Raw genomic sequence first — 16,300 nt, forward strand, 5'->3', positions numbered from 1 at the left:
ACCTCGCCGCGACCACATGACCCCCAGAAGGAGCCGCGCCGATGTCGTCGTTCCTCTACCGCGTGGGCCGATTCGCGGCCCGGCGTCGGTGGACGGTCATCATCATCTGGGTGGCCGTGGTCGTGGGAGCGTCGGCGCTTGGGGGCGTGCTCGGTAACCACCTGCAGTCGAGTTTCACCGTGCCCGGGACGCAGGCTCAGGCGGCCCTGGATGCCTTGGAGCAGCGCTTCCCGCAGATCAGCGGCGCCGGCGCAAAGGTGGTCGTTGCCGCGCCCTCCGGCGGGCAGGTCTCGGCGAGTGAGAACCTGATCGCCACCGCCTGTGAAGACATCGCGGCCCTGGACGATGTGGTAACAGTCACGTGCCCCTACGCGATGACGGCGAGCGGTTCGACGGCGGCATCCGAGGGTGCTGCCTCGCAGATCTCTGCCAACGGAGACATGGCGTTTATCGCCATGCAGCTCTCGGTAGCCGCGACCGACATCCCGGACTCGCTTGTCACGTCGGTGACCCAGGCGACTGCACCACTCGCGGATGCTGGCCTCACCGTCGCGGTGTCGGGACTCGCCGCGAGCTCATCGTCTGGCGTCGACTGGACGGAGCTTGCCGGAATGGGCATCGCCTACATTGTTCTGGCGATCACGTTCGGTTCCCTCATCGCCGCAGGAATTCCCCTCGTGACCGCGGCGCTCGGCGTCGGACTCGCAGCCAGCGCCATCACGATCGTCGGTGCCCTCGTGCCGGTGTCCTCGACCGCCCCGGTCCTCGCGACGATGCTCGGCCTTGCCGTCGGTATCGACTACGCCCTCCTGATCACGTCCCGGCACCGCGACAACCTTCGGGAGGGGATGGATCCCGCCGAGTCGGTAGCGGTGGCCATCGCAACCGCGGGCACGGCTGTCGTCTTCGCCGGGATGACGGTCATGATTGCTCTCGTGGGGCTCGGGGTGGCGGGGATTCCCTTTCTCACCGTCATGGGCCTGGGAGCTGCCGGCGCCGTCCTGACAGCGCTGCTGGTCGCTGTCACCCTGCTCCCGGCTATTCTGTCCCTGCTCGGGCGTCGGCTGATCCCCCGAGGTCGGGCGGAGCGTCGCGCAGCTCACCGCAGCGCCGAGCCGGCGCGCACGGCGGGGTGGGTGAAGATCGTCACGCGGCGGCCGCTGCTGACGGCCCTCGGTGTCGCCGCGGTGCTCGCGGTGATCGCGATCCCGGCATCCGGGCTGCGCCTGACCCTACCGGATGCCGGCTACGACCCCCCGGGATCTGAAGCGCGGGTCGCCTACGACCTGCTCGACGAAGGGTTCGGCCCCGGCTTCAACGGTCCGCTCCTGGTGACCGCCGACATCTCTCGCACGCTGCAGATTGAGCAGGCTCTCACCGCTCTCGAGAATGCGTTCCAGGGCGTCCCGGGGATCACCGCGGTCTCGCAGGCCTTCCCCAACGAAGCCCTGGACATGGCCGTTGTCACGATCACTCCCGACAGCTCCCCGTCATCCGATCAGACAGCCCAGCTCGTGCAGACCCTGCGCGATCGTGCCGCAGCGTTCGAGGCGACGAACGGCTTCACCTACGAGATCACCGGACAGACCGCCCTCGCCATCGACATCTCAGACCGCCTCGGCGCGGCGATGCTGCCATTCGCGATCGTGGTCGTCGGGCTGAGCCTCGTACTGCTGACCATCATGTTCCGCTCGATCGCCGTGCCGATCACCGCGACCTTCGGCTACCTCCTGACCGTGGGTGCGGGCCTGGGGATCGCCACCGTCGTGTTCGAGTGGGGGTGGGGCGCGTCTGTTCTCGGCGTCGGCAAGGTCGGCCCGGTCATCAGCTTCATGCCGATCCTCGTCATGGCGGTGCTGTTCGGGCTCGCGATGGACTATCACGTGTTCCTGGTGTCACGGATGCGCGAGCGGTTCGTCGACTCTGGCAACGCGCACGCCGCGGTGCTCCAGGGCTTCTCCGCCTCCGCGCGGGTCATCACAGCCGCGGCGCTCATCATGTTCTCGGTCTTCTTCTCGTTCGTCCCCGGCGGCAACGCGATCATCCAGCCGATCGCTCTCGCGCTCGCGGTGGGAGTTCTCATCGACGCGTTCGTGGTGCGGATGACTCTCATCCCCGCGCTCATGGCTCTGTTGGGCGCCCGTGCCTGGTGGCTGCCGCGCTGGCTCGAGAAGCTCTTGCCGGATGCCGACATCGAGGGCGAGGCGGTGCGCCGGATGCTCGATCAGCGGACATGGCGTGAGGCCGAGCGGAAGGTGCGTGGGACCGGTATCCACGCACACGAGGCGACGTTCGGCGAGTCAGCGCCGCTCACCGTCGACCTGCCCGAATCTGGAGTCCTCGTGGTCCATGGCCCCGAAGCCGCCGCCGTCTGCGCAGGGCTTTCGGGGCGCATTCCTGACGTCGGCGGTGACCTTGCCGTCGGTGGTCGGCTCATTCCGTTCGAGAGAGAGCCGCTCTCTCGGGTTTCGGTTCTGGTTCCGGCGCTTCCCGCGCCCACTGACGCGAGCACCCTTGTCGAACATGTGCGGCGGCAGGTACGACTCAACGGCAGCAGAGGGGATCATCGTGATCGGGCGCGCCGGGCGATCGAGCTGTGGGGCGAGCTGGCGGGCGAGCCGAACGCTCTCGACGAGGTCGATGTGTCGATGTCGCGCCTGGACGAGCATCAGCGGTGGACCCTCGATGCCGCCGCCGCGCTCGCATCGGCGCCCGAAGTGGCGGTCCTCGACCTGCGGCGCCGGTCAGATCAATCGGCGCTGCTCGGCCGCATCCTGCGCGCTGCGTCGCCCTCGACGACGGTCGTTGTCGCTGTCGGTGACCCGGTGGTCGATGACGCTCTCGCCGTGACCCCTCACGCTCTCGCCGTGACCCCTCACGGGCGCGCCGTGAGGGTCCTCCGGGCAGACCGGTCAGTGGATGCTCCCGGCAGGCAAGACATGGCCGACGAGGTGGTCGTATGACCGGACTGTCGGGACTGCTGACCGGTGGCGGTCGAGGGCGGGCTATCGCGCTCGCCGTCTTCGCGATCCTGATCCCACTGCTGGTCATGCTGACGCTGCTGCCGCGTCAGACTCAAGAGCAAGTTCCCGTGGCGATCGTGAATCTCGATATTCCGATCGAGGCGGGGGGCACGCCTGTCGCCGCCGGCAAGCTCGTCACCGAGAATCTTCTGACGGCCAGCGACGGGATCGCCTGGACCCTGACGGACACGACGACGGCAGATCAGGGGCTCGCCGAGGGCACCTATCTCGCAGTGGTGACGATCCCCGCCGACTTCTCCCAGGACGTGGCAACCCTCGGCACCGACGCGCCGACCCAGGCGTCGCTGAACGTACAGACCAGCACCCGCCACGGGTATCTGTCCGGAGTACTGGCTGAGGCTCTGGCGGCGGGGCTGCCGCGCGGAGTGGAAGCGCAGCTCACCTCGGGCTATGTGTCCGGCACGCTGGAAGCTTTCACGGAATTGCACACTGGCATCGGTGAGGCGGCCGACGGCGCGAGCGAGCTCGCGACCGGCATCGCTGATGCCGCCGGAGGCGCCGGGGTTCTCGCACAGGGCCAGCGAGAGCTCGTCACGGGGCTCGAGGGCATCGGAACAGTGCTTCGCGCCCTCCCGACGGGCGTGCGCGACCTCGGTGCGCTCAGCGCGGCAGCCGGGTCGGATGCCGCAGCTCTGGCGGGCTCGCTTGCCGGGAGCGCCATCGACGCCGAGGCGCTCTCGCTTGCGCAGGACCTCGGCGTAGCCGACCTCGACGCCCTCGCTGCGGCGATCTCCGCTGACCCGACCGCACCGGCCGGCGATCTACTCGATGAGATCCTCGCGCTGCGCGGTGGCGCCGCCGCGATTGCAGCGGACCTCCAGGATCAGGCAGGGGCGCTCGCCGGCGATGCGGCAGGCGCCGCAGAACTCGCCGTCGGCGCAGACATCGTGGCGGATCTAGCGGGGCCGGCGGCATCAGCGCTCACCGAGCTCTCCGCGGCCCAGCAAGCGGCGGTGTCCGGTGCGTCAGATCTCGCGGACGGCGCCGCAGAGCTTGCCAGCGGCCTCGATACCGCGGCCGGCGCCGCAGGTGAGCTCGCGAGCGGCCTGGATGAGGCGGCAACCAGTATTCCGAGTTACTCGACGGCCCAGCAGCAGAGCATCGCAAGCACTGTGGCCTCCCCGATCGGGGTGACCACCGCGAGCATCGGTGGACCGGATTCTGCGCTGGCAGCAGCGGTGGCAGCGCTGGCTCCGGTGTCGCTGTGGCTCGGCGCGCTCGCCACCTTCCTGGTCGTGGCGCCGTTCGCGCGATCGTCTCTGGTGACCCCTGCGACCTCCGCGCACATCGCCGCTGACGCTGCATTGGTTGCCGCGGGAATCGCCGTCGTGCAGTCGGTGCTCGTTTGGCTGGGGGTTGCCGTCCTCGGTGTCGTCCCCGATCGGATCGCGGTGGCCTACGGGCTCACGCTTGCCGCTGCAGTGTCGTTCACGCTGTTCCACCAGGCACTCACCGCCCTGTTCGGTCGAGCAGGTCTCATCGTGTCGGTGCTCGCACTCGGCCTCCAGTTGGTGGCCGCGGGCACCCTTGAACCGGTCACCGACGGGTCGCTGGCTGCCACCCCGTTCTCGATCCTGCCGCTGAGCATTGCCCTGCAAGGTGTCGACGCTCTGGTGGGCGGGTCGCTGCACGACGTGCTCGGGGCAGCGGCCGGACTTCTTCTCTGGGCGGCCCTCGCCTTCGCGGGCACCGTGGTGGGTGTGCACCGAGCCCGCGCGCGGGCGGTCAACGCACTGCTCCCGGCGTGAGCGGGATCGTCGATTTGCGGCGCCGAGGCCGAGGTCGGTACTCTCGCGACATGCTTCCGGCACCGCACGGCCTCGTCGCTTCCGCGACCACGGTCATCGTGCTGCGCCGACGTCTGGGCGGTCGCCGACTCTAGGCGACCCCGCTGCGCTCTCGCGCGCGGCGGTGTCGCCACCTCCGGCTCTGTGCTTTCGATGCACGACGAACCCAGACAATAAGGTGGAATCCATGACCTACTCGGTCGCCGTCTCTGGCGCCTCCGGATACGCCGGCGGCGAGATCCTGCGGCTGCTGGCGCAGCATCCCGATATCGACATCCGCACCGTCACAGCCCACTCCAACGCCGGTCAGCCCCTCATCGTGCACCAGCCGCACCTGCGGTCGCTGTCTCACCTGACGCTGCAGGACACGACCCCGGAGATCCTCGCGGGCCATGACATCGTGTTCCTTGCCCTTCCGCACGGGCAGTCGGCGCAGTACACGGATGCCTTGGGCGAGGTGCCGTTGGTGATCGACGCCGGCGCCGATCACCGGCTTCGCGACGCAGCGGCGTGGGAGCAGTTCTACGGCGGCCCGCACCCCGAGGCGTGGACCTATGGTGTGCCAGAACTCCCCGCCTCTGGCGGCAAGATCCGCGACAGCCTGCGGGGAGCGACGCGGATTGCCGCCCCGGGCTGCAACGCCTCGACGGTGAGTCTGTCCCTTGCGCCGGGGGTGGCTGCCGGGGTGATCGATCCGAGTGACATCGTCAGCGTGCTCGCCGTCGGCCCGTCGGGGGCGGGCAAGAGCCTCAAACCACACCTGCTGGCAAGCGAAGTGCTCGGCAGTGCGAACCCCTATGCGGTCGGTGGCACGCACCGGCACATCCCCGAGATTCGCCAGGCGCTGCAGGATGCCGGAGCCACCGAGGTCCGTATCTCGTTCACCCCCGTCATCGTCCCGATGGCCCGCGGAATCCTCGCCACCTCGACGGCGCCGATCCTCCCGGGTGCGACGGATGCCGACATCCGTGCCGCCTGGGAGCAGGCGTACGCCGATGAACCGTTCGTCCACGTGCTCCCGGAGGGACACGTCCCGCGAACGGCGGATGTCGTCGGAGCCAATACGGCGCTTCTCGGCCTCGCGATCGATCGCGCCGCGGGTCGTGTCGTGGTCGTTGCCGCTGTCGACAATCTCGTCAAGGGCACGGCCGGTGCCGCTGTCCAGTCCATGAACATCGCGCTCGGCCTTCCCGAGGACCGGGCCCTCACCACGAACGGAGTGGCACCGTGACCGTCACTGCGCCCGCAGGGTTCGAAGCGGCAGGCGTTGCCGCTGGACTGAAGTCCACCGGAAAGCCGGATGTCGCCGTGGTGGTCAACCGTGGCCCGCTCAGCGTCGGTGCAGCGGTGTTCACGAGCAACCGCGCCAAGGCGAACCCGATCCTCTGGTCGCAGCAGGCCATCCAGGACGGCGTCGTCGAAGCCATCGTGCTCAACTCCGGCGGCGCGAACTGCTTCACCGGTTCGTTCGGGTTTCTGACGACCCACCTGACGGCCGAGCGCGCCGCCGAACTGCTCGGAGTGAGTGCTGGCGACATCCAGGTGTGCTCTACCGGGCTCATCGGCACCGGTGATCAGGTGTTCCGCGACAAGGTGCTCGCGGGTACCGAGGCCGCGATCGGCGCGCTGTCTTCGGACGGCGGCGAAGATGCTGCCCGAGCGATCATGACGACAGACTCGCGGCCGAAGACCACCATCGTCGCCGGTGACGGATGGACGATCGGTGGAATGGCCAAGGGTGCGGGGATGCTGGCCCCCGGGCTCGCGACGATGCTCGTGGTCCTGACCACCGACGCCGTCCTGACTGCAGCAGAAGCCGACGGGCACCTGCGTGCCGCGACACGGGTGAGCTTCGACCGCCTCGACTCCGACGGGTGCATGTCAACGAACGATCAGGTGACCCTGATGGTCAGCGGCGCGAGCGGGGTCACGCCCCCACCGGAGGCGTTCCGCAGCGCGCTCATCGCCGTCTGCACGGACCTCGCGACCCAGTTGCAGTCGGATGCCGAAGGCGCGAGCCACGACATCACGATCGAGGTGATCCACGCGGCATCCGAAGATGACGCGGTCGAGGTCGGCAGGTCGGTTGCGCGCAACAACCTCTTCAAGGCTGCCATCTTCGGCAACGACCCGAACTGGGGCCGTGTGCTGGCAGCCATCGGCACAACGGCTGCCGAGTTCGACCCCTACGCCGTGGATGTCGAGATGAACGGCATCCGGGTGTGCTCCAACGGGGGACCCGACCAGCCGCGGGAGCTCGTGGATCTCACACCGCGGGCGACGAAGGTCGTCATCGATCTGAAGGTCGGTGACGCTGCAGCCACCATCTACACCAACGACCTCACCCACGATTACGTTCACGAGAACAGTGCCTACTCGTCATGACTGACCTGCAAGAGACCACCCCCGATGAGGCAGCCGAGAAGGCAGCCGTCCTGATCGAGTCGCTGCCCTGGCTCAAGCGCTTTCGCGACCAGATCGTCGTCGTCAAGTACGGCGGCAACGCGATGGTCTCCGAAGAACTGCAGCGCACGGTCGCCGAAGACATTGCGTACCTCCGCTACGTCGGCGTCAAGCCGGTCGTCGTCCACGGCGGCGGCCCGCAGATCTCCCGGATGCTGGAGCGCCTCGACATCCCGAGCGAGTTCCAGGGCGGCTACCGCGTGACCAGTACCGAGGCGGTCTCCGTCGTCCGCATGGTGCTCACCGGCCACATCAACCCGCAGCTGGTCTCGAAGATCAATGCTCACGGTCCGTTCGCCACCGGTCTCTCGGGCGAGGACGCCGGCCTGTTCGGCGGCCGCCGGCGCGGGGTGGTCATCAACGGCGAAGAGGTCGATCTCGGCTCGGTCGGCGATGTCGTCCACGTCAACCCGACGGCGGTCCTCGATCACCTCGCCGCCGGTCGCATCCCCGTTGTGTCCTCGATAGCGCCCGACCTTGATCGGCCCGGGCACACGCTGAACGTCAACGCCGACGCCGCGGCGGCGGCGCTCGCTGTGGCGCTGAACGCCGCCAAGCTCGTCATCCTCACCGACGTTCCGGGGCTGTACGCCGACTGGCCGAACCGCGACTCGCTGGTCTCGCACCTGACCTCGACCGAGCTGCGGACGATGCTCCCGACGCTGGAGTCGGGGATGGTCCCCAAGATGCAGGCATGTCTGGACGCCGTCGATGGGGGAGTCGACACGGCGGCGATCATCGACGGGCGCGTGCCTCACTCGCTCCTGATCGAAGTGTTCACCAGCAAGGGCATCGGAACCGAAGTGGTGAGCGCATGAGCACCGTGCTAGCCGAGACGAAAAGAGGCGACATGAACGACGAGGCACCAACCCCCGCATCCTGGCAGGATGATGCCCGCCGCGACCTGCTCGCCAATGCCGGCGACCGCCTCGCGCTGTTCACCCGCGGCGAGGGTGCCTACCTGTGGGATGACGCGGGCAAGCGCTACCTCGACTTCCTCGCCGGTATCGCGGTGAACTCCCTGGGACATGCACACCCGGCGTTCGTCGAGGCGGTTTCAGCGCAGGCCGCGACACTCGCGCATGTGTCGAACTACTTCGCGACCCCGCCGCAGCTCGCGCTGGCGGCACGGCTCAAGCGCCTCGCTGGAACCGGTGATTCCGGCCGCGTTTACTTCTCGAACTCGGGAGCGGAGGCCAACGAAGCAGCGTTCAAGCTTGCCCGACTGCATGGCGGGGCCGACAGACCACGCATCCTCGCCCTCACCGACGCCTTCCACGGCCGCACGATGGGCACTCTCGCCCTCACAGGCAAGCCGGCCATGCAGCAACCGTTCCTTCCGATGGTTCCCGGTGTGGAGTTCCTGGACTCGACAGTTGAGGCACTCGAGGCGGCGATGGATGACTCGGTGGCCGCGCTTATCCTCGAACCCATCAAGGGGGAGGCCGGCGTTCTGCCGCTCCCCGACGGCTATCTCGAGGCTGCCCGCGAGCTGACTTCGCGCCACGGCGCGCTTCTCATCCTTGATGAGATCCAGACCGGCGCCGGCCGCACCGGCGAGTGGTTCGCCTTCCAGCACACCGGCATCACCCCGGATGCCATCACCGTTGCCAAGGGCATCGGGGGCGGGTTCCCGATCGGTGCGCTCATCACCTACGGCGCGGCGAGCGAGCTGTTCTACCCCGGCACCCATGGTTCGACGTTCGGTGGTAACGCGCTGGCCACCGCGGTAGCCGGGGCGGTACTGGAAGAGATCGAGCGCGCCGACCTGGTGAGCAACGCTCGCACGCGCGGCGCGCAGGTGCGTGAGGGCATCCTCGCGATCGATTCCCCGCTGATTGCCGGATGCCGCGGGCAGGGCCTGCTTCTTGGTGTGGCGCTCTCGCGTCCCGTTGCGAAAGCCGTTGTCGCAGCGGCGCAGGAACACGGACTCATCGTCAATGCCGCCAACGATGAGACGATCCGAATCGCACCGGCCCTCACGATCGGCGACGTTGAGATCGACGAGTTCTTGACCCTGTTCACCGCGTCCCTGGCGACCGTGACCGACGCCCTCCTGCTCGATGAGACCTCGCAGCCCGACGACAAGGAAGCCGCGCAATGACCCGCCACCTGCTTCGTGACGATGACCTGACCCCGACAGAGCAGGCGGAGATCCTCGCTCTTGCTGCGGAGTTGAAGAAGGATCGCTGGCAGGTCCAGCCGCTGGCGGGTCCGCAGACCGTCGCGGTGATCTTCGACAAGTCCTCGACGCGCACCCGCGTGTCGTTTGCCGTGGGCATCGCCGATCTCGGCGGGTCCCCGCTGATCATCTCGACGGCCAACAGTCAGCTGGGCGGCAAGGAGACCCCCGCTGACACCGCCCGCGTGATCGAGCGGCAGGTCGCCGCGATCGTCTGGCGCACTTACGCGCAGGCAGGCCTCGAAGAGATGGCTGCCGGCACCCGGGTTCCCGTCATCAATGCGCTCAGCGACGACTTCCACCCGTGCCAGATTCTGGCCGACCTGCTCACCATCCAGGAGCACAAGGGGGACCTGAAGGGCCTCACGCTCGCCTTCTTCGGCGACGGGCGCACGAACATGGGTCAGTCCTATGTGCTCGGTGGTGTCACGGCCGGGATGCATGTGCGCGTCGCCTCGCCGGTGGAGTACGCACCCCGCGAGGATGTCGTTGCCGATGCCGACCGCCGCGCCGAACAGACGGGCGGCTCGGTCACGCTCTACACCGACCCCAACGAGGCCGCCGCCGGCGCAGACATCATCGTCACCGACACCTGGGTCTCGATGGGCAAGGAAGACGAGAAGCTGCAGCGGCTTCGCGACCTCACCCCCTACAAGGTGTCGCAAGAGCTCATGAGCCTCGCCAAGGACGACGCGATCTTCATCCACTGTCTGCCCGCCGACCGCGGGTACGAAGTGGATGCCGAGGTCATCGACGGTCCACAGAGCGTCGTGTGGGACGAAGCCGAAAATCGACTCCACGCGCAGAAGGCCCTGCTGGTGTGGTTGCTGCAGCAGCAGTAGCCGATCGGGTCGTCGGTAATCTCCGGCGCCTTGACGGACCACCGCGGATTCCGGGGCTCGATCTTGCCCGCGGGCTCGCGGTGATCGGGATGCTCGCAGCTCACCTGTTCACACTGCCCGAGATCGACTGGACCGATCCGTCGACCTGGGGCGGGATTGCCGGTGGTCGCTCATCGATTCTGTTTGCGACCCTCGCCGGGGTCTCGATCTCGATCGTCACCGCTGGCCCTCGCGCTCCCCGCGCACCCGGCAGGTGGCTGGCCTGGCGAGCCCTCGTGCTCTGGGTCATCGGTATCGCACTCATCCTCACGGGTGTGCCGGTCTACGTCATCCTGCCGGCGTACGCGATCCTGTTCGCCGCGGCCATCCCGTTCGTGCGCGTGCGAACCGCGACCCTGTGGATCGGGGCTGTCGTGGTGGCGCTGGTCGTTCCGTGGCTGCTTCCCCCGATCGAGGCGGCGCCGTTCTGGGACACGGCGCCGGGTGAGGCGGTCTTTCTGTTGACGGGGTGGGCCTACCCTGCACCGCTGTGGCTTGCGTTCCTCTTGGCTGGCATGGCAGTCGGCCGCCTCGATCTCACGCGCCCAGCGGTGCTCTGGACGACGGCGGGGGTGGGCTTTGTCGTTGCCGCGGTGGCAGAGACGCTCGCCGTCGTGGCGCCGGCACCCGACGACGACTATCTCGGCCAGGTCTGGCGAGCGAGCGAGCATAGCGGCGGCATCCTCGAAGTGTGGGGCTCGGGCGGGTTCGCGATCGCGATCATCGCGCTGTGCGTGCTGGTGTGCCGCACCGTCCTGCGAGCCGTCGTCCTTCCGATCCGGACGCTGGGTGCCATGCCGCTGACGGCGTACTCCGCGCAGATCGTCGTCTGGGCGGTGTGGGCGTTTATGGCGCTGGGAACGACCTCCGACCTCTTCGGTTTTCGCGCCCTGAACCCGTTCTGGCCGATGACACTCGGGATCATCGCAGCCTGCCTCGTGTGGGCGCTGCTGCTCGGCCGTGGTCCCCTCGAACGGCTGGTCGATCGGGTGTCGCGGCCGCGCGCGGATAGGCTGGCAGGATGACTGCGACGGGTGATGCAACGCACGATGGCGCCCTCTGGGGTGCGCGATTCGCTTCGGGCCCTTCGCCCGAGCTTGCGGCCCTGAGCGTCTCTACCCACTTCGACTGGGCGCTCGCCGCGTACGACATCCGAGGATCGCGGGCGCACGCATCTGCCCTTGAGGCAGCGGGCTACCTCACGTCTGATGAAGCTGCCAGCATGCGCGCCGGCCTCGACGAGCTCGCGGCCGCCGTTGCCCGTGGCGACGTCGTCGCTCGACCTCAGGACGAAGACGTCCACGGTGCGCTCGAGCAGGCTCTCATCGAGATCGTCGGTCCCGAGCTGGGCGGAAAGCTCCGGGCCGGACGCAGCCGCAACGACCAGATCGCGACGCTGGTGCGGATGTACCTCCTTGACCACACGCAGACGCTGGTGCGTGAGATCGTCCGTCTCATCGACGCCATCGTCGCCCAGGCCGAGGCGCACCCCGCCGCCATCATGCCGGGGCGCACTCACCTCCAGCACGCGCAACCGATCCTGCTGGCGCACCACCTGCTCGCTCACGCGTGGCCACTCGTGCGCGATCTCGAACGACTCCGCGATTGGTCGGCGCGGGCGTCGGTGTCTCCGTACGGCGGGGGAGCGCTCGCCGGATCGACCCTGGGTCTTGACCCCGCACTGGTCGCTGCAGAATTGGGGCTCTCGCGGCCCGCAGAGAACTCGCTGGACGGCACGGCGGCGCGCGACGTCGTCGCCGAGTTCGCGTTCATCGCCGCCCAGATCGGCGTCGATCTATCGCGCTTTGCCGAAGACATCATCGTGTGGAACACGCGTGAGTTCGGTTTCGTCACGCTCGACGATGGCTACTCCACCGGCTCGAGCATCATGCCGCAGAAAAAGAACCCTGACATCGCCGAACTGGCGAGGGGGAAGGCCGGCCGCCTGATCGGAAACCTCACCGGGCTGCTCGCAACGCTCAAGGGTCTGCCCCTGGCGTACAACCGCGATCTGCAGGAAGACAAAGAGCCCGTCTTCGATTCGGTGCGCACACTCGAGACCGTCTTGCCCGCCTTTGCCGGGATGGTCGCGACCCTGCGCTTCGACACCGACCGGATGGCGGAGCTCGCACCGCAGGGCTTCTCGCTTGCCACGGATGTCGCGGAGTGGCTCGTTCGGGAAGGTGTTCCCTTCCGGGATGCCCATGAGATCTCCGGAAAGCTCGTGCAGGCATGTGAGGCCCGTGGGATCGGACTCGAAGACGCCGACGATGACCTGCTGGTCGACGTCTCGCCGCGGCTCACGCCGGGAGTTCGCGACGTGCTGACGATTGAAGGATCGGTCGCCAGTAGGACCGGCGCGGGCGGAACTGCTCCGGTGCGGGTAGCCGAGCAGCGCGCGGAACTGATTTCCCGCGTCCAGGATGTCGCGCACGCGCTGGGGCTGTGACAGAACTGATCACTTCCATAAATCAGCTCTAGGCTTATTATCTTGCTACATAAGCGCTAAGCTGATTGCGTGACCATCGCGGTGATCGCTGACATCGTCGGATCCCGGCGCCTTGCCGACCGGGATGCTGCGCAGCGCGAGCTGGAGGCGACGATTGCGCGCGTCCACGCCGAACGGCCAACGGCGCTCGTGCCGCTGACGGCGACCTTCGCCGACGAACTCCAGGCGGTCTTCGAGGAGCTGGATCACGCGCTAGCGTGGCTGCTGCTGCTTCAGCTCGCGCTTCCCGAAGAGATCGAACTGCGCTTCGGGATCGGCATCGGCGCCGTGGGCGCCGTTTCGTCAGCAACCGGTCAGATCTCCGACGGCCCCGGTTGGTGGTCGGCCCGTGACGCGGTCGAGGCCGTGCACCGACTTCAGGATCGCGCCGTACCGCGCGCCCGGACGCGCGTTGTCGCAGCTCCGGGGGAGGATGCCGCCATGGCCGAGCGCGTCCGATCCGTCAACGCATACCTGCTTGTGCGTGATGAGATCGTCGGCGCGATGTCGCCGCGCACGCGCCGCCTCGCTTACGGCCGTTGCCTGGGCCGCACGCAACACGACCTCGCCGCACAGGAGGGGATCACGCAGTCCGCGGTCTCCCAGGCACTCGCCACCGGCGGGGCCGCAGGACTTGTTGCGGGGTTCCAAATCCTGGACGGCGCGTCCGGATGATCGCCGCAGGCATCGTCCTCCTCGCCGTCGGCGGCGTCGACCTCACGCGGCGCTCCTTGACCGGGCTGTCGCGCGCGGTTGTTCTGGCAGCGTTCGGAGTTGTCTTGCTCATCGCCTCGGCCGGCGCGGATGCCGCGGTTTGGAGCTTCGTCGCCGCCGGCGTGGCGGCGGTCTGGGTGCTGACCAACCCGGATCGCCGCGGCGGGCGCGCGGGCTTTTGGCCCGTCGCGCTCGTGGTGGCAGTCGCTACCCTCGCCGTCGCGCTCCTGGGTGTCCGAGAAGACCAGGGACCGCTCGGTGACGTGTGGCCCTCCGGCTCGCCGCTAGGAGCAGTGAGCCTGGATGTCGCGGTTCTCGTCATCGGCGCGATCGTCTTCCTGCTCGAATCGGGCAACGTGATCGTTCGGATCGCGCTTCGAGACGGGGACGTACCCGTGGATGAGCGCGCGGCGACGCTCAAGGGCGGACGACTCATCGGTCCGATAGAACGGGTGCTCGTCTTCGCCCTCACCCTCACCGGTGCGTTCACGCTCCTGGCCGCAGTTCTTGCAGCCAAGGGCATCGTCCGCTTTCCCGAGATCTCTCGTGACGGCGAGGGCGGCATCCGCGCCGAGTACTTTCTGATCGGGAGCCTCGTGAGCTGGACGACAGCCCTTGGTGTGGCCTTCCTGGTCTGGTGGGGGACCTCGACCTGAGGCCCCGGTCAGCAGTTGGCGCGCTGCTAGCCTGAGAGTCGTGGCAGAACTGACGACCGATTCCCCCGTCCGCGCGTTGGAGCCGGCGAATGATCCTTCGTTCGAATCGGTGTGGGACGAGATCGTCTGGCGCGGTCTGGTGCATGTATCCACCGATCAGGAGGCGCTGCGCGAGCTGCTGGGCGGCGAGCCGATCACGTACTACTGCGGGTTCGACCCGACCGCACCGAGCCTGCACCTGGGAAACCTCGTGCAGCTGCTGTTGCTGCGCCGTCTGCAGCTTGCCGGCCATCGCCCCCTGGGACTTGTCGGCGGGTCGACGGGGCTCATCGGCGATCCGCGACCGACTGCCGAGCGCACGTTGAACACGCCGGAGACCGTGCAGGAGTGGGTGACGCGGCTGCGCGCGCAGGTCGAGAAGTTCCTCAGCTTCGAGGGCGAGAACGCCGCCCGCATCGTCAACAACCTCGACTGGACCGCGCCGCTGTCGGCAATCGACTTCCTGCGGGAGATCGGCAAGCACTACCGGGTCGGCACGATGCTGAAGAAGGATGCCGTCAGCGCCCGACTGAACTCCGAGGCAGGAATCAGCTACACCGAGTTCAGCTACCAGATCCTGCAGGGAATGGACTTCCTGGAGCTCTACCGCACCTATGGGTGCGTGCTGCAGACCGGCGGCAGCGACCAGTGGGGCAACCTCACCAGCGGTGTGGATCTCGTCCACCATGTCGAGCATGTGGGAGTTCACGCGATCGGGACGCCGCTGATCACCAACAGCGACGGCACGAAGTTCGGCAAGAGCGAAGGCAATGCGATCTGGCTGGATGCCGCGATGTGCTCTCCGTACCGGATGTACCAGTTCTGGCTCAACACGGACGACGCCGACGTCATCACGCGGATGAAGATCTTCACGTTCCTCACCCGCGAAGAGATCGAGGAGTACGAGCGACTCGTTGCGGTGGAGCCCTACCGCCGGGCAGCGCAGCGGCGGCTCGCTCTCGAGGTGACGACGACCGTGCATGGCGCAGAGGCGACGGCGGGAGTGATCGCCGCCTCCGAGGCCTTGTTCGGGCAGGGTGATCTCACATCCCTGGATGCCGAGGTCCTTCGCACCGCGCTGGAGGAGTTACCGCACGTGCAGGGGACGGTGGAGATGACCGTCGTCGAGGCGCTCGTCGCAACCGGACTTGTCACCAGCCTCTCCGAGGCTCGCCGCGCTGTCGCGCAGGGCGGAGTGTCGCTCGACGGTATTCGTGTCGACGACGACGGTGCGCTGGTCACGGGCGGGCTGCCCGGGGGAGTGTCGGTGCTGCGCCGAGGCAAGAAGACGCTGGCCGGCGTCTTCGTCGACCCGCGTAACTCCGCGTGATGCGGCGCGACACGCCCGGGATGCGGCCAGGATTTGTCACGCTGTTCACATCCGCGTAATGTCTTACTTGTTCGCCCCAAAGGAGCGCGGTGAGGCTGAGAGCCTCCCCTCCTCAAGCAGTGAACCACCCCCCAACATCAAGACTCCTTGAGAGTCGCAGACCTCCGGGTCTACGATGGGGGATCCGCTCTTCGCGGTGGTCTTGTCGACCGATCGAGCGAGTCTGAGACTCGCCGGACGCCGATTTGACAGCGACGAAGAAACGGATAAGATAGAGAAGTTGCCCTGCGGGGAGGTCGAGAGGCCGAAAGCAGGAGCATCCGATCCTTGAGAACTCAACAGCGTGCACTTGTCAAATGCCAAAAAACCTCGATTCAGCTTCGGTTGAATGAGATTCCTTTGGATCAAAGTCCGGCACTTCGGTGTCGGCAACGGATAGTCAGCAATGACATCCCTTTGGTCAGATCAAACTCGCTGCTTCAGTCAATTTCCGGCTGATCGCAGCAACATTTCTTCACGGAGAGTTTGATCCTGGCTCAGGATGAACGCTGGCGGCGTGCTTAACACATGCAAGTCGAACGGTGAAGCAGAGCTTGCTCTGTGGATCAGTGGCGAACGGGTGAGTAACACGTGAGCAATCTGCCCCTGACTCTGGGATAAGCGCTGGAAACGGCGTCTAATACCGGATACGAGCTGCGAAGGCATCTTCAGCAGCT

12 protein-coding genes and 1 rRNA gene are annotated in these 16,300 nt (G+C 67.4%); all 13 read left to right on the forward strand.

All coding sequences use genetic code 11. From position 1 onward, the window contains the following. Positions 1-41 precede the first annotated feature (41 nt). Positions 42-2,963 (forward strand): MMPL family transporter, encoded by a 2,922-nt coding sequence (locus BGO47_RS11720; protein ID WP_292712119.1) that lies wholly within the window; start codon positions 42-44, stop codon positions 2,961-2,963. Beyond that, a complete protein-coding gene (locus tag BGO47_RS11725; protein ID WP_292712120.1) occupies positions 2,960-4,792 on the forward strand; it encodes a YhgE/Pip family protein in 1,833 nt (610 codons plus the stop codon). The genes BGO47_RS11720 and BGO47_RS11725 overlap by 4 nt, the downstream gene beginning before the upstream one ends. Positions 4,793-5,018: 226 nt before the next feature. Then, the gene (argC, locus tag BGO47_RS11730; protein WP_292712121.1) at positions 5,019-6,062 is read left to right on the forward strand and encodes an N-acetyl-gamma-glutamyl-phosphate reductase; all 1,044 of its coding nucleotides are present in this window, start codon (positions 5,019-5,021) and stop codon (positions 6,060-6,062) included. Then, the gene (gene argJ, locus BGO47_RS11735) at positions 6,059-7,216 is read left to right on the forward strand and encodes a bifunctional glutamate N-acetyltransferase/amino-acid acetyltransferase ArgJ (protein WP_292712123.1); all 1,158 of its coding nucleotides are present in this window, start codon (positions 6,059-6,061) and stop codon (positions 7,214-7,216) included. Before argC ends, argJ begins: the two co-directional genes overlap by 4 nt. Then, positions 7,213-8,112 carry an acetylglutamate kinase gene (argB, locus tag BGO47_RS11740; protein ID WP_292712125.1) on the forward strand — a complete coding sequence of 300 codons (900 nt, stop codon included), beginning with the start codon at positions 7,213-7,215 and terminating at the stop codon, positions 8,110-8,112. Before argJ ends, argB begins: the two co-directional genes overlap by 4 nt. A 32-nt stretch (positions 8,113-8,144) precedes the next feature. Then, positions 8,145-9,398: an acetylornithine transaminase gene (locus BGO47_RS11745; RefSeq protein ID WP_292712169.1), complete on the forward strand. Its 1,254-nt coding sequence runs from the start codon at positions 8,145-8,147 to the stop codon at positions 9,396-9,398. Beyond that, the gene (argF, locus tag BGO47_RS11750) at positions 9,395-10,318 is read left to right on the forward strand and encodes an ornithine carbamoyltransferase (protein WP_292712127.1); all 924 of its coding nucleotides are present in this window, start codon (positions 9,395-9,397) and stop codon (positions 10,316-10,318) included. The genes BGO47_RS11745 and argF overlap by 4 nt, the downstream gene beginning before the upstream one ends. Then, entirely contained in the window at positions 10,297-11,382 is a 1,086-nt protein-coding gene (locus tag BGO47_RS11755) for a heparan-alpha-glucosaminide N-acetyltransferase domain-containing protein (protein WP_292712129.1), read from the forward strand. Before argF ends, BGO47_RS11755 begins: the two co-directional genes overlap by 22 nt. Further along, the gene (argH, locus tag BGO47_RS11760) at positions 11,379-12,806 is read left to right on the forward strand and encodes an argininosuccinate lyase (protein ID WP_292712131.1); all 1,428 of its coding nucleotides are present in this window, start codon (positions 11,379-11,381) and stop codon (positions 12,804-12,806) included. The genes BGO47_RS11755 and argH overlap by 4 nt, the downstream gene beginning before the upstream one ends. A gap of 69 nt (positions 12,807-12,875) precedes the next feature. Further along, positions 12,876-13,520 (forward strand): SatD family protein, encoded by a 645-nt coding sequence (locus tag BGO47_RS11765; RefSeq protein ID WP_292712133.1) that lies wholly within the window; start codon positions 12,876-12,878, stop codon positions 13,518-13,520. Further along, positions 13,517-14,215 carry a hypothetical protein gene (locus BGO47_RS11770; protein WP_292712135.1) on the forward strand — a complete coding sequence of 233 codons (699 nt, stop codon included), beginning with the start codon at positions 13,517-13,519 and terminating at the stop codon, positions 14,213-14,215. Before BGO47_RS11765 ends, BGO47_RS11770 begins: the two co-directional genes overlap by 4 nt. 40 nt (positions 14,216-14,255) lie before the next feature. Then, positions 14,256-15,584 carry a tyrosine--tRNA ligase gene (gene tyrS / locus BGO47_RS11775; RefSeq protein WP_292712137.1) on the forward strand — a complete coding sequence of 443 codons (1,329 nt, stop codon included), beginning with the start codon at positions 14,256-14,258 and terminating at the stop codon, positions 15,582-15,584. A 513-nt stretch (positions 15,585-16,097) separates the two neighbouring features. Further along, positions 16,098-16,300: ribosomal RNA gene (locus tag BGO47_RS11780) — 16S ribosomal RNA — on the forward strand; the annotation flags it as partial.

Origin of the sequence: Microbacterium sp. 67-17, from assembly GCF_001898325.1 — a bacterium.
GTDB classification, from domain to species: domain Bacteria; phylum Actinomycetota; class Actinomycetes; order Actinomycetales; family Microbacteriaceae; genus Microbacterium; species Microbacterium schleiferi.